Source organism: Pseudoduganella ginsengisoli (assembly GCF_009720865.1).
Lineage (GTDB): Bacteria > Pseudomonadota > Gammaproteobacteria > Burkholderiales > Burkholderiaceae_D > Rugamonas > Rugamonas ginsengisoli.
Genome location: NZ_WNLA01000004.1, coordinates 78024 through 90647 on the forward strand (window position 1 = coordinate 78024; position 12624 = coordinate 90647).

The 12624-nt window shown below is 59.8% G+C and carries 10 protein-coding genes; 6 read left to right on the plus strand and 4 right to left on the minus strand.

Annotated features, from left to right (window positions below; all coding sequences use genetic code 11):
- The first annotated feature begins 197 nt into the window (after nt 1-197).
- Entirely contained in the window at nt 198-2213 is a 2016-nt protein-coding gene (locus GM668_RS30895) for a methyl-accepting chemotaxis protein (protein WP_155438560.1), read from the plus strand.
- 40 nt (nt 2214-2253) lie between these two features.
- Here the strand turns inward: GM668_RS30895 and GM668_RS08655 are convergent, their stop codons facing one another.
- Complete coding sequence (locus tag GM668_RS08655; RefSeq protein ID WP_155438561.1) at nt 2254-2487, minus strand: hypothetical protein; 234 nt, start codon at nt 2485-2487, stop codon at nt 2254-2256.
- A gap of 123 nt (nt 2488-2610) precedes the next feature.
- On the opposite strand from GM668_RS08655, the gene GM668_RS08660 reads away from it, so the two are divergent.
- The 3 genes from GM668_RS08660 to GM668_RS08670 all read left to right on the plus strand — a co-directional run bounded on the left by GM668_RS08660 (nt 2611) and on the right by GM668_RS08670 (nt 5919).
- A complete protein-coding gene (locus GM668_RS08660) occupies nt 2611-3369 on the plus strand; it encodes an SIMPL domain-containing protein (RefSeq protein WP_155438562.1) in 759 nt (252 codons plus the stop codon).
- Between the two features lie 92 nt (nt 3370-3461).
- Complete coding sequence (pssA, locus tag GM668_RS08665; protein WP_155438563.1) at nt 3462-4328, plus strand: CDP-diacylglycerol--serine O-phosphatidyltransferase; 867 nt, start codon at nt 3462-3464, stop codon at nt 4326-4328.
- A 43-nt stretch (nt 4329-4371) separates the two neighbouring features.
- Nucleotides 4372-5919 (plus strand): 2-isopropylmalate synthase, encoded by a 1548-nt coding sequence (locus tag GM668_RS08670; RefSeq protein ID WP_155438564.1) that lies wholly within the window; start codon nt 4372-4374, stop codon nt 5917-5919.
- 1 nt (nt 5920) lies between these two features.
- On the opposite strand, the gene GM668_RS08675 is transcribed toward GM668_RS08670, so the two are convergent.
- Nucleotides 5921-6262, minus strand: coding sequence for a hypothetical protein (locus GM668_RS08675; RefSeq protein WP_155438565.1), 342 nt, complete (start codon nt 6260-6262; stop codon nt 5921-5923).
- 162 nt (nt 6263-6424) lie between these two features.
- Between GM668_RS08675 and rpsO the strand changes: the two genes are divergently transcribed.
- Both rpsO and pnp read left to right on the plus strand, forming a co-directional pair.
- Nucleotides 6425-6694 (plus strand): 30S ribosomal protein S15, encoded by a 270-nt coding sequence (gene rpsO, locus GM668_RS08680; protein WP_155438566.1) that lies wholly within the window; start codon nt 6425-6427, stop codon nt 6692-6694.
- A gap of 255 nt (nt 6695-6949) precedes the next feature.
- Nucleotides 6950-9073 (plus strand): polyribonucleotide nucleotidyltransferase, encoded by a 2124-nt coding sequence (pnp, locus tag GM668_RS08685; RefSeq protein WP_155438567.1) that lies wholly within the window; start codon nt 6950-6952, stop codon nt 9071-9073.
- A 241-nt stretch (nt 9074-9314) separates the two neighbouring features.
- Here the strand turns inward: pnp and GM668_RS08690 are convergent, their stop codons facing one another.
- Nucleotides 9315-10655: a sigma-54-dependent transcriptional regulator gene (locus GM668_RS08690; protein ID WP_155438799.1), complete on the minus strand. Its 1341-nt coding sequence runs from the start codon at nt 10653-10655 to the stop codon at nt 9315-9317.
- Nucleotides 10655-12568: a sensor histidine kinase gene (locus GM668_RS08695; RefSeq protein WP_155438568.1), complete on the minus strand. Its 1914-nt coding sequence runs from the start codon at nt 12566-12568 to the stop codon at nt 10655-10657. Before GM668_RS08695 ends, GM668_RS08690 begins: the two co-directional genes overlap by 1 nt.
- Between the last annotated feature and the right edge of the window lie 56 nt (nt 12569-12624).

The window sequence follows — 12624 nt, forward strand, 5'->3', positions numbered from 1 at the left end:
AGTTCTGCATACATGGGGAGTGGTGTACTGCCATTCCCCGACCCAAGCCCGGCTTGCCTAGCAGCCGGGCTTTTTTGTTGCAAAATCGCTTGGTGCCTGGCACCGAATTGCTCCATGTCAAGTTAATAAGAGTTTTCCGCCGGGATATTTCTGTTGTGCTACGCTGGTTTTTTCTCTTCGACAATTTCGGAGGCACCATGTGGCGTGACTGGAGTGTAGCGACCAAGGTTTCCGCAGCGGCATTTGCCGTTGTCAGTGCTGTCTTCCTCGTGTTCGTGCTGATGGTGGGCTCCGGCCTGTCGCGGCTGGCGGAGCAGGAAGCCACGCGGGAAGTTGCCGACAAGACCAAGCTGCTCGGCGATGCGGTGGAAATCGTCGATGCGGATTTGCGCAAGCAGGTCGCTACCTATGCGCGCGTGTTTGCCAGTTGGTTCCCGCAAGGGCTGGAAGTCGATCCAGCCAATACCGTGACGGTGGGAGCGGAAACCGTGCCAACGATCAGTGCCGGCGGCAAGGTGTTGAACCTGGATTTTTCCGTGCCGGACAACTTCACGAAATTGACCGGCGTATATGCCACCGTGTTCGTACGGCGTGGCGATGATTTTGTGCGCGTGACCACGTCGCACAAGAAAGAAAATGGCGAACGGGCCATCGGCACCAAGCTGGCAGCCGACCACCCGGGCTACCGCAAAGTGCTGGATGGCCAAGCGTATGCGGGGCCTGCGAACCTGTTCGGCAATATGTACATGACCAGCTATGAGCCGATCAAAGATGCGGCCGGTAAGGTCATCGGCATCCTGTACGTCGGCGTCAGCTTTGAAGATTCGCTGCGGTCGCTGAAAGACAAAGTCAACGCCATGAAGCTGGGCGAATCGGGCCAGTTCTATGCGCTGGAAGCCCGTGCCAATAAAGATTTGGGCAAACTGCTGATCCACCGCAAGGAAGAGGGCACGAATGTGCTGGCGGCCAAGGATGATGCGGGCAGCGAGTACGTGAAAAAGATGCTGGAGCAAAAGACCGGCACCATGCGCTATCACCTCAAAGGCAGCGAACATTTGACGGCATTCCAGTACGTACCGAGCTGGAATATGTTGATAGTCGGTGAAGCTATCGCAGCGGAAGTCACGCAATCGGCGATGTCGTTGAGCAACCGCTTTGCCACGATCGGCATGGTATTGGTGGCGCTGGTGGCGGGCTTGCTGCATCCGCTGCTGGTGCGCCTCGTCAAGCGGCCGCTGGAATATGCGCTGAAAGTCGCGCATACCGTCGCCGAAGGCAAACTGGACAGCAAGATCGATGTCCACGGCCAGGATGAGCCGGGCCGCCTGCTCGATGCCATGAAACACATGACGGAAAGCCTGGCCGATATCGTGGGGCACGTGCGCCATGGCGCCATGACGATGGAAGCGACAGCCACGCAACTGGCGGAAGGCAACCGCGACCTGGCCAGCCGCACAGAGTCGCAAGCGACGTCGATTGAACAGACAGTGGCGTCGATGGCGCATTTGACCGAAGCCGTGCAGCGCAACAGCGCCAGCGCCCATCAGGCCAATCTGCTGGCGCAGTCGGCATCGGATGTGGCGCGCAAGGGCGGCGCCGTGGTGGCACAAGTGGTACATACGATGCAATCCATCAAGGAGTCGGCGCAAAAGATTGCCGACATTAACAGCGTGATCGATGGCATTGCGTTCCAGACCAATATCCTCGCGCTGAACGCGGCAGTGGAAGCGGCGCGCGCAGGCGAACAGGGCAGGGGCTTTGCCGTGGTGGCAACGGAAGTGCGTACGCTGGCGCAGCGTTCGGCCAGCGCCGCAAAGGAAATCAAGGAATTGATCGCCGCGTCGGTCGAGCAGGTGGAAGCGGGCGACCGCCTGGTGGCTGACGCGGGCTCCACCATGGAAGACATCGTGGCCAGTGTCACCCGCGTGACGGACATCATGCGTGAAATGCAGGCGGCCGGCGAGGAACAGTCGGCCGGTATCGCGCAAGTGGGTGCGGCGATTGCCCACATGGATGCCGATGTGCAAAGCAATGGCGCGCTGGTGGAACATGCCGCGGCATCGGCCAATACGCTGGAACAGGAAGCGGCGGACTTGACGCAGACTATGCAATTCTTCACGCTGGCCGAGCATGGCCCGGCGTCATTGCATGCCGTACCCGCCGCACCGGCGCCGCGCCGTCCTGCCGCGGAACCGCGCCGGCTGGCCGCATAACTGTTGCAAACGGCCGCGGCGCCGAATGACCAGCCGGGTTTTATCGCCCCTGGCCAGCGGTGGAAGAGCGGCGGCGCAGGGCAACGCCGATCACACCCAGGCCGGCCAGCAGCATGCCGCGCGCATTGATCGCGACTGCCATGGTCTTGAATGCGCCGGGGAACGGAATTGGTGTCGCCGCGCCATTCTGATACAGGAACGCACTGCTATTGACATAGCTGCCTGCTACCATCCCCGCATCGTTGATATCGGCAGTCTCGGCTTTATCGGCCATATTCTTATTTTTACAACTTTGTAGCGCCTGCCACGCTGTTACAAAAGGTCACCAAGGGATTCCGGTGAAAAGTTTGAGATGGGTTAAAGTGCGTTCACTGTTAGCAATTTGGAGAACAACAAGATGACCTTCCGCAAAAACCTGCTGGCCGCCACGCTGCTGCTGGCCACGCAAGCTTACGCCCAGACCACGCCGCCTTCCGGCACCGAAGTCATCGTGGCCGCCAATGGCGAAGTCACGGCGCCAAATGACCAGGCCGTGGTGACGATGGCCATTGAAGAGCAGGACAAGGACAAGGCTGCCGCCGCGTCGCGCGTGAATTTGAAAATGAAACAGGGCATGGAAATTTTGCGCAAGGAAGATCCCACGGCCGCGATGAAAACGCAGGGCTATTACACGTATCCCGTGTATCCGGAAGAGCGCCCGCTGCCGCCCGGCGCCGCGCCCAAGGTGCGCCAGCCGGCCGCATGGCGCGTGGGCCAGTATTTGCAAGTGACCACCACCAGCCTGGATAAATTGCCGAAAACCGTGGCCAGTGCGCAAAAAATCTTGACCCTGAACGGCATCAGTTTTGGCTTGTCGCGAGTCGCCACGAAAAAACTGGATGAACAGCGCATCGCTGCCACGTACCAGAACTTGCAGGAACGCATCGCCGCGATTTCCCGCGCTATGGGCCGTAATCCAGCCGATGCGCTGCTGGAAACCGTGGATTTCGAAGGTTCCGGCAACTATGCGGGCGGCAATGCTTCGTTTGCCCGTTCGCAGCCGATGATGATGAAGGGCGCGGCCCCCGCGCAGGAAATGGCAGTGGAAGAACCCAGCTTCGAGCCAGGCGAGACGACGCTGAACATGCATTTGGTCGGAAAAGTCCGGTTTAAATAAGACTTAACTGACTGGAGGGCTGAGTCTATTTCTTTTGCTGCAAGGTCGTCTCTCGATATAATAGGTCGCAGATAGCATAGAAATGGATTCATATGGCAACTTTCCCCCGTCGCAGAAACAAGAATGGCAATAGCCCGGCCAAGCCCAAGAACTCGCGCTTTGCGAAGTTCGCGCGCAGGGTAAGGGGGCAGGATGAACAGCCGCGCTCGCGCGGCATTTACCTGTTGCCGAATGCCTTTACGACGGGGGCGCTGTTTTGCGGCTTTTTTGCCATCGTCATGGCCATGAACCAGCGTTTTGAACATGCCGCCTGGGCCATTTTTGTTGCCATGATCCTCGACGGCCTCGATGGCCGCATCGCCCGCCTCACCAATACCCAAAGCGAATTTGGCGCCCAGTACGACAGCCTGGCCGACATGGTGTCGTTTGGCGCCGCGCCGGCGCTGGTCATCTATGAATGGTCGCTGCGCGGCATGGGCAAGCTGGGCTGGATTGCCGCGTTTGTCTATTGCGCCGGCGCCGCACTGCGGCTGGCCCGTTTCAATACCAACATTGAAGTGGTCGACAAGCGTTTCTTCCAGGGCATGCCGAGCCCGGCTGCGGCTGCCACCGTGGTCGGCTTTGTGCTGTTGATGAATGACCTGGAAGTGCCGGGCTTGCAACTGTCGTGGACGTCGTTTGCCATTGCCCTGTTTGCAGGCTTGACCATGGTCACCAACGTGCCGTTCTACAGCTTCAAGGAATTGAACTTCCGCAAATCGGTCCCGTTTATTTTCGTGTTCGTGATTGCGCTGGTGTTTGCGCTGGTATCGATCGACCCGCCGAAAGTCATGTTCCCGATTTTCCTGATTTATGGCTTGTCCGGCTATGCCGTGTTTTTCTGGCGCATGGCCAAGGGCAAACCTGTGTCGATTGTCCAGACTGAACACGAACCTGTAGACCAAAGCGAACGCCGCTGACCCGACGCTGACCGTGACGGGGCGGTGCAACCAAGGAGCCAATATGAGCAACAGTGACCGCCTGATCATTTTCGACACCACCTTGCGCGACGGCGAACAATCGCCGGGCGCGTCGATGACGCGGGAAGAAAAACTGCGCATCGCCAAGCAGCTGGAACGGCTGCGGGTGGATGTGATCGAGGCGGGCTTTGCCGCGGCATCACAGGGCGATTTCGAATCCATCCGCGCCATTGCCGCCGCCGTCAAGGATTCCACTGTCTGTTCGCTGTCGCGCGCCAATGACCGCGACATTGCCCGCGCCGCCGAAGCGCTGCAGCCTGCCGCCCGCAAGCGCATCCACACGTTTATTGCCACCTCGCCCTTGCACATGCAAATGAAGCTGCGCATGGAGCCTGCGCAAGTGCTGGAACAGGCAAAGCTGGCCGTGCGCTTTGCCCGCAACCACACGGATGACATTGAATTTTCACCGGAAGACGGCAGCCGCTCGGAAGAGGATTTCCTGTGCCGCGTGCTGGAAGGCGTGATTGCCGAAGGCGCCACCACCATTAATTTCCCCGACACGGTTGGCTATGCCGTGCCGGAATTGTTTGGTGAAACCATCCGCCGCTTGCGCGAGCGCATTCCGAATTCCGACAAGGCGATTTGGTCCGTGCACTGCCATAACGACCTGGGGCTGGCGGTGGCCAATTCGCTGGCCGGCGTGATGATCGGCGGGGCGCGGCAAATTGAATGCACGATCAACGGCCTCGGTGAGCGGGCCGGCAATACCGCGCTGGAAGAAGTCGTGATGGCGCTGCGCACGCGCGGCGGCTATTACAACTTGACGACGAATATCGATACCACGCAAATCGTGGCCGCGTCAAAAATGGTGTCGCAAATCACGGGCTTTGCCGTGCAGCCGAACAAGGCCGTGGTGGGCGCCAATGCGTTTGCGCATGCGTCCGGCATCCACCAGGACGGCATCCTGAAAGCCCGCGAAACGTATGAAATCATGCGCGCGGAAGACGTGGGCTGGACCGCCAATAAAATCGTGCTGGGCAAGCTGTCCGGCCGCAATGCGTTCAAGCAGCGCTTGCAGGAACTGGGCATCGACATGGATTCCGAGGCGGAAATCAATGCCGCCTTTACCCGCTTCAAGGAACTGGCTGACCGCAAGGCGGAAATTTTCGATGAAGACATCGTGGCGCTGGTGACGGATGAAGAACACGCGCACGAAGATGAATACTACCGCTTCGTGTCGCTGGCGCAGCGTTCAGAAACCGGTGAAATGCCCCATGCGAAGGTCGTGTTTTCCATCGGCGGCAAGGAGCATAGCTGCGAAGGCACGGGCGACGGTCCGGTTGACGCGATGGTGAACGCAATTGAAAGCGCGGCGCAAACGGGCGCGGAACTGGTGCTGTTCTCGATCAATGCGATCAGCACGGGCACGCAGTCGCAAGGGGAGGTCACGATGCGCCTGTCGAATGCCGGCCGGATCGTCAATGGCGTGGGCGCGGATCCGGACATCGTGGTGGCGTCCGCCAAGGCGTACTTGTCTGGCTTGAATAAGCTGCATTCGAAGACTGAACGCTTGAATCCGCAGACAGAATAAGTCAGAACGAACGCCGGTCTTCGTAATCCGGATCCGGGCCGGACATCAATTCGCGCAGCACGCCCTGGCGGTCGAAATGCAGGTGCATCAGCGAATACCAGATGCCGGCCTGCCGGTATTTGTATGACCACACGTTCATGTCGCGCAACGTCAAATACGTGGTGTCATAGGGCCGCCCCAGCTTTTGCGCCACCGTGGCTTGCGTATCGACGCCGGGTTTGAGTGCCGCAAACGTGGCATCCGTGGCGACCGGATTTGGCGGTCCGGACAGTCCGGCGCAACCAGGCAGGCAGACCAGGCCGGCCAGTAGTGTAAAACTTGCTACAAATTTAAGATTTTTCACGCTTTTTCCTCCCTGCCTGCCATTTTAGAGATAAACAAAGTGGCACTGGCGCGAAATTCCGCTATACTTCCGGGTCTGGCCTTAACGGGCCAGGTTTTTTTATTAACGTAGTCACGGTGAATGGGGTGCGAACTCCGACCACCGCATGTGAAAGGTATTAACATGACCGTAGAAAACATCAACAAGGCCGCCATCATCGCGGACAACGCACGTGGCCAAAACGACACCGGCTCGCCAGAAGTTCAAGTTGCACTGCTGACCGCACGCATCAACGAACTGAACGGCCACTTCAAAGCCCACACCAAAGATCACCACTCCCGCCGTGGCCTGATCATGATGGTTAACCGTCGTAAGAGCCTGCTGGCTTACCTGAAAAACAAAGATGCAACCCGTTACCGCGATCTGATCGCTAAACTGGGCCTGCGTAAGTAATCTTTGTACGTCCCGGCTTAATCAAAATGCCTGCGTCAGTTCGCTGCCGCGGGCATTTTGTCATTTAAACCCGGGACTAAATCGGGCAATCCAGCAGTTGATGCACATGCAGTAATTGCAGTAATAGCAGTAAAGGCAGCGGAAAGTTGTGGGAGCCCGGCCTAAAGGCCCGGCGCCCAATTGTTAAATTCGCTGTCCGTGGTGAGGTGAACGACAGCTCCTGAAAATCTGTCGGCAAATAGAAAGGGATTACCCATGTTTAACAAAGTTACGAAAACCTTCCAGTACGGCCAACACACCGTGACCCTGGAAACCGGCGAAATCGCTCGCCAGGCATCCGGCGCAGTCATGGTTTCGATGGATGACACCGTCGTGCTGGCAACTGTGGTGGCGCGTAAAGACGCGAAACCAGGCCAGGACTTCTTCCCTCTGACCGTTGACTACCTGGAAAAAACCTACGCGGCAGGTAAAATCCCTGGCGGTTTCTTTAAGCGCGAAGGCCGTCCTTCCGAGAAAGAAACGCTGACCTCCCGTTTGATCGACCGTCCTATCCGCCCTCTGTTCCCGGAAGGCTACATGAACGAAGTGCAAGTAATTGTGCACGTTCTGTCGGTAAATCCTGAAATCGACCCGGACATCGCATCGATGATCGGTGCTTCCGCCGCCCTGTGCGTGGCTGGCGTGCCATTCAACGGCCCAATCGGCGCCGCCCGCGTGGGCTACAAGGATGGCCAGTACATCCTGAACCCAACCGCAGCGCAACTGAAAACGTCCCAGATGGATCTGGTGGTGGCCGGTACTGAAACTGCCGTGCTGATGGTGGAATCGGAAGCGCAGCAACTGTCGGAAGAAGTCATGCTGGGCGCCGTGGTGTATGGCCACGAGCAAATGAAAGTCGTGATCGATGCGATCCACGAACTGGTGCGTGATGGCGGCAAGCCAGAGCACGAATGGGCCCCGGCGCCAAAGAACGAAGCGCTGATCGCCCGCGTGGCGCACTTCGCTGAAGCGAAAATCCGCGAAGCGTACCAGACCAAGGACAAGCAAGCCCGTACGGAAAAACTGCGCGCGATGCAATCGCAAGTGCAAGCCGACCTGGAAGCCGAAGCGGCTGCCGCCGGCGCTGCCGCACCTGACGCGGTTGAAGTCGGCAACATCCTGTTCGACATGGAAGCCAAGGTCGTGCGCTCGCAAATCCTGGAAGGCGAGCCACGTATCGACGGCCGCGACACCCGCACCGTGCGTCCAATCTCGATCCGTTCGTCCGTGCTGCCGCGCACCCACGGCTCCGCACTGTTCACCCGTGGCGAAACCCAGGCGCTGGTTGTCGCCACCCTGGGCACCGCGCGCGATTCGCAAAAAATCGATGCGCTGATGGGCGAATACACGGACGACTTCATGCTGCACTACAACATGCCACCGTTCGCCACCGGCGAAACCGGCCGTGTTGGCACGCCGAAGCGCCGTGAAATCGGCCACGGCCGCCTGGCCAAGCGCGCACTGGTTGCCGCGCTGCCATCGCAGGAAGAGTTCTCGTACTCCGTGCGCCTGGTGTCGGAAATCACTGAATCGAACGGTTCGTCGTCGATGGCTTCCGTCTGCGGCGGCTGCCTGGCGCTGATGGATGCCGGCGTGCCGATGAAAGCGCACGTGGCGGGTATCGCAATGGGCCTGATCAAGGAAGGCGGCCGCTTCGCCGTGCTGTCCGACATCCTGGGCGACGAAGACCACCTGGGCGACATGGACTTCAAAGTAGCCGGCACCGCCAACGGTATTACCGCGCTGCAGATGGACATCAAGATCCAGGGCATCACCAAGGAAATCATGCAAGTGGCGCTGGCGCAAGCCAAGGAAGGCCGCGAGCACATCCTGGGCGAAATGCAAAAAGCCATGCCGCACGTGAAGACCGAACTGTCGGACTTCGCACCGCGCCTGATCACCATCAAGATCAACCCAGAGAAGATCCGTGACGTGATCGGCAAGGGCGGCGCCGTGATCCGCGCGCTGACCGAAGAAACCGGCACGCAGATCGACATCAGCGACGAAGGCATCGTGACCATCGCTTCGGTGGACGCCGCTGCCGGCCAGGAAGCCAAGCGCCGCATCGAAGAGTTGACCGCATCGGTTGAAGTGGGCAAGACCTACGACGGCACCGTGCTGAAGCTGCTGGACTTCGGCGCCATCGTGCAAGTGATGCCAGGCAAAGACGGCCTGCTGCACATTTCGCAGATCGCCAACGAGCGTGTGAACGCCGTGGCCGACTACCTGAAAGAAGGCCAGCAAGTGCGCGTGAAAGTGCTGGAGACCGACGAGCGCGGCCGCCTGAAGCTGTCGATGAAGGCTGTGGCTGAAGAAGCTGCACAAGCTGCTGCGCAGTAATCTGCGTCAGGCTATCAGTGAAAACCGCCGGTGCGCAAGCCCGGCGGTTTTTTATTAGCTATGCCACCGGTAGGCGTGGAAGTTGCCCCAGCTTCAAGCGTAGGGCGGATTAGCGTTAGCGTAATCCGCCATGCGTGCAGGCCGCACAGGCATGGCGGATTATGTGCTGCGCGCTAATCCGCCCTACAGCAGGCAGTAGCGCATTGAAAAATTTTGCTTTGGTGCCTGGCACCGTGGGTGATCAAGCGCGGTAATCTTCGCCAGCCAAACCGTACTTTTGCATCTTGTGGTACAGCGTCTGCTTCGGCACCGACAGCGCCGCGCACGCATCGGCCACGCTGCCGCCCGCATTGCGCAATTCCAGTTCGATCAGCGCCCGCTCAAACGCGGCCACCTGGTCCGCCAGCGGCAGCGATGCCGCGATGCCGCCATTTGGCCCCGTGCCCATGCCCAGCGCGAAGCGGTCCGCCGCATTGCGCAATTCACGCACGTTGCCCGGCCAGTTATGCGCCATCAGCGCCTGCATGTGCGCAGCCGGCACCATCGGCATGTCGCGGTTGTAGCGCGTGCACGCATCCATCAGGAAGTGCTCGAACAGCAGCGGGATATCTTCGCGCCGCTCGCGCAGCGGCGGGATGCGCAGCACGATCAAATTCAAGCGGTAATACAAGTCGCTGCGGAATTTTCCCTGGTCGGAAAACTCTTTCAAATCCACCTTCGACGCCGCCACCACGCGCACGTTGACGGGCACCGGCGAATTGGAACCCAGCCGCTCGATATAGCGTTCCTGCAGCACGCGCAACAGCTTCACTTGCAGCGTCAGCGGCAAGCTTTCAATCTCGTCGAGGAACAGCGTGCCGCCATCGGCATGCTCGATCTTGCCCACCTGGCGCTTGGCCGCGCCGGTAAACGCGCCCGCTTCGTGGCCAAACAATTCGCTTTCAAAGATGGTTTCCGGCACCGCGCCGCAATTGATGGCCACATAGTGGCTGGACGCGCGCTGGCTGAACTGGTGCAGGCAGCGCGCCACCAATTCCTTGCCCGTGCCGGTTTCACCATAAATCAGCACATCGGCCGGCTGGACCGCCACGCTGTCGATCAGGCGGCGCAATTCCACCATGGCGGGCGCATTGCCCAGCAGGGTGGCGGCTATGCCATGGCTGTTGGCGAGGCGCTGGCGCAGGCTGTGCACTTCCAGCTGCAGCGCGCGCTTGTCGGCCGCGCGGCGCACGACGTCGGCCAGCTGTTCGGATGAATACGGCTTTTCAATGAAGTCATACGCGCCGTCATGCATCGCCTGCACGGCCATCGCGATATCGCCATGGCCCGTCACGACGATCACCGGCATATTCGGATCGATCTTGCGCGCCGCCTGCAGCAATTCCAGGCCGCTCATGCCGGGCAGGCGCACATCGGTCACCAGCACGAACGGCGCGTGCGCCTCAATTTGCGCCAGGGCTTTTTCCGCTTCGACGAATTCACGCACGTTAAAGCCGGCCAAATCCAGCGCCTGCGCACTGCCGGCGCGCACGGTCGGGTCGTCTTCGACCAGTAAAATCTCAATGTCGTAAATGCTGTCCATCATGTCTCCATGGGAGCCGGTTTTAATTTGATGGCGAAACATGCACCGGCTCCCGTGTGCTCCGCGCTTAATGTGCCACCGAAATCCTTGATGATCTGCTCGGAGATCGCAAGGCCGAGGCCGAGACCCTGTCCCTGTGGCTTGGTAGTGTAAAACGGTTCAAATAAATGGGCGCGCGTTTCTTCCGACAGGCCCGGGCCCGTATCGCATACGCGCAATTCCACCCATTCTGCGGCCCGGCCGACGCTCAGGCTCAATACTTTTTCACTGCTGGCGGCCATCGAATCGAGTGCGTTGGTCATCAAGTTCAGCAACACCTGCTCCAGCCGGTTGCTGTCGCACAGCGCATACAGTTCCGGCTCCGCGATGCGCAGCTGGAACGTGACCTTTTCCAGCGACATGCGGCGCTCGATCAGCACCAGCACATTGGAGATGGCCGTATCGATCGATACCGCCACCAGCGCGTCGTTGGACTTGCGGGCAAAGGTCTTCAGCTTGCCCGTGATGGTGCCCATGCGGGCCACGATCTGCGAAATGTTTTTCAAGTTGTTGCGGGCGTCGTCCATGCGGCCGCGCTCAAACAGCAGCACGGCATTGTCGGACATGGTGCGCAGCGCCGTCAGCGGCTGGTTCAATTCGTGCGTGATACTGGCCGACATTTGCCCCAGCACAGCCATTTTCCCGGCCTGGAACAGTTCGCTTTGCGTACGGTGCAATTGCTGCTCGGCCTGGCGCCGCACTTCGATTTCTTCCGACAGGCTTTGCGTGATTTTTTCCAGGCGCGACGTGCGCTCGGCCACCATGGCTTCCAGGCTGTTATACGCGGACAGCAAATCTTCGCGTGCCTGCAGCCGCTGGCGCAGCGCGCGCCGCCGCTGGCGGAAGAACAGGAACAGCAGCACGAGGAAGCCATAGGCGAGGATGGCAAACACCATGCCAATGCGCGAATTGGCGCGTACGGTCGACAAGTCGGATAAATAAATAAACGTCCACTGGCGCGGCGCCAGCGTGCGGGTTTGCGCCAGCATCGGCACGGGACGCAAGTTGTCCGGCGCGCCCGGATCGCGGATGGATACCACGCGCGTGCCGTCGTTGCGGGGCACGTCGGCATCGAAGCGCAGCGGCGGCAATGGCTCCTGGTGATATTGGCGGGTTTGTTCCAGGCTGGCGCGCACACTGGCGGGCAAGGGGCTCAGCGTACGATAGCGCCATGCAGGGGCGGAACTGAGGAAAATCACGCCATTGCTGTCAGCCAGCATGACTTTGTCGATGGTGCCTGTGTTCCAGCTTTTTTCCAGTTCGCTGATGTTGACCTTGACGGTCGCCACGCCCAGCATTTTGCCGTCGCGGTAAATGCCTTGTGCGAAAAAATAGCCGGCTTCGCGGTTGGTGGTGCCGACGCCATAAAAGCGTCCCGAGCGCCCGCGCAGCGCGTCTTGCAAATACGGGCGGAACGCCACGTAGTCGCCGACAAAACTGTCTTTCTGGCGCCAGTTGCTGGCGGCCTGCGTGCGGCCCTGCAAATTGACGATGTAAATGGTGCTGGTGCCGGCCTGGCGGTTCAGGCGTTCCAGGTATTCGTTGACGGTGCTGCGCAATGCCGGGTCGTCCTGGTGCTGCAGCAGCGCCACCACTTCCTTGTCCAGCTCCAGCATGCGCGGCAGGAATTCATATTTATCGAGCAAGTTTTCCAGGCTGGCCGCATAGGTTTCCAGGCGGCGCGCTCCGGCGGAGCGGACCCGCTCCGTATTCAATTCTTCCAGCCACCAGTAAGCCAGCCATGCCAATGCGGCGCCCACCAGCACGACGATCATCCACGCGAGCGCACTGCGCCAGCGTGGGCGGACGTGCGCCGGCGCCAGCCGCGGCGCAAGGGCCGGTGGCAGCGAGGGAGTGTCGTGCGAAGGTGGCATGAACAGACTATAGCAAAGATAGAACAGGCGGCCACTCCGTAATAACCGCAGTGGCC